The following is a 1,859-nucleotide window of genomic DNA, read 5'->3' on the forward strand; positions in this document are numbered from 1 at the left end:
CTTGTGTGCCAGGCATGGCAACTATCTAGGTGGTGAGAGTCCACTGTGGGGGTACACATCGACCAACCACTAAGGAAGCGCAAGGTACTTATCGTGAGATAAGGGCTGGAGGAAGCGTGGAATAAAATCTTGGCTCGACGAAGAGAAACCTGATACTAAGGCTTTACAAAGGGATGAGGCTCCAAGACAAGTCAAAGTCCAAAAAGATGTGCGTAACTTTGTAGAGTAAATCAGGCGAGTAAAAGAGGAAAGATAGTTGTCTTACCCTGGGAGGTCTTGCGGATGTACAGAAGTACAGTCGAAAAAGGTTAGCCGCAAGAAGTCAGCAGAAGCCATAGTAATGAAATAAACTCATGAAGGGCTGAACAATTTATAGTGTTTCAACACCACGAATGCGTAAGTGACTTACTCCGAATGTGTTAATGGTGAAAGTATGAGCGTATCTCAAAGACTAACCAAAATGGAGCTATCACTTACTACGTGAGAGGGAAGGGAAACGAGTGTGGAACTTTTAGAACAGATTCTAAGAAACCAAAATATGAACGAAGCCTACTTGCGTGTCTATAAAAATAAAGGTGCAAGTGGAATCGACGGAGTAACCGTTGACGAACTTAAACAATATCTGAAAGAGAACAAGGATGAGCTGCGTCAGCGCATCAGAACAAGAAAATACCAACCACAAGCTGCCTTAAGAGTGGAGATCCCAAAAGAAAATGGCAAGATGCGCAAGTTGGGAATACCAACAGTAGTGGATAGAGTCGTTCAACAAGCCATTCATCAAGTTCTCAGTCCGATATTTGAAAAGCAGTTCAGTGAATTCAGTTACGGTTTCAGACCAAAAAGAAGTTGCGAAATGGCGATTATAAAAAGCTTGGAATTTCTAAATGATGGGCACGACTGGGTAGTGGACATTGACCTTGAAAGATTCTTCGATACAGTTCATCACGATAAACTTATGCGAATTATTGCCAACACAATAGATGATGGTGATGTTATATCGTTAATCAGAAAATACTTAGTCAGTGGAGTCATGGTGAAAGGGAAATATGAAGAAACACCTGTCGGGACTCCGCAAGGAGGTAACCTAAGCCCGTTATTGAGCAATATTATGTTAAATGAACTCGATAAGGAACTAGAAGGTAGAGGGCTGCGCTTCGTGAGATACGCTGATGATTCCCTCATTTTTGTGAAGAGTGAGAAAGCAGCAGACAGAGTGATGAAGTCAATCGTGAGATTTATAGAAGACAAACTAGGATTAATCGTTAACTCAGAGAAGAGTAAAATTTCACGTCCAAAAGAATTAAAATTCTTAGGGTTCGGTTACTATTACGATGGTAAAAACAAAAGATACCAAGTAAAACCCCACCTAAGTTCCATACAGAAATTCCAAAGGAAGCTCCGAAAACTGACAAAGCGAAACTGGAGTGTACCACTAGATTATCGAATATTGAAACTGAAGCAAGTCATAATCGGGTGGGTAAACTACTTTAGGATTGGAAACATGAAAAACGCGACGGAGCGGATAGATATGAAGCTTCGCTCCAGAATCAGGGTAATCATTTGGAAACAATGGAAAGTACCGAGGAAACAAATCAAATCGCTCACTCAGCTTGGGATTCCGAAGGAAGAAGCGAAAGGATTAACCTATTGTCGAAAAGGTTATCGATATATAGGATTATCCAAAGTTATTCAAAGAGCCATCTCGAATAAAAGACTCAAGCAGAGGGGGCTTCCCTCTGCTCTAGAACATTACCTAAAAGTACACACTGTAATATAAATTGAACCGCCGTATACGGAACCGTACGTACGGTGGTGTGAGAGGGGCGAAAATAATCAACTTATTTTCCCTCTACTCGATT

1 protein-coding gene is annotated in these 1,859 nt (G+C 41.2%); it reads left to right on the top strand.

What is annotated here, in order from left to right:
• Positions 1 to 502 precede the first annotated feature (502 nt).
• The gene (ltrA, locus tag QY97_RS18785) at positions 503 to 1,777 is read left to right on the top strand and encodes a group II intron reverse transcriptase/maturase (RefSeq protein WP_039238416.1); all 1,275 of its coding nucleotides are present in this window, start codon (positions 503 to 505) and stop codon (positions 1,775 to 1,777) included.
• The last annotated feature ends 82 nt before the right edge of the window (positions 1,778 to 1,859 follow it).

It is taken from the genome of Bacillus thermotolerans (genome assembly GCF_000812025.2).
GTDB classification, from domain to species: domain Bacteria; phylum Bacillota; class Bacilli; order Bacillales; family Domibacillaceae; genus Quasibacillus; species Quasibacillus thermotolerans.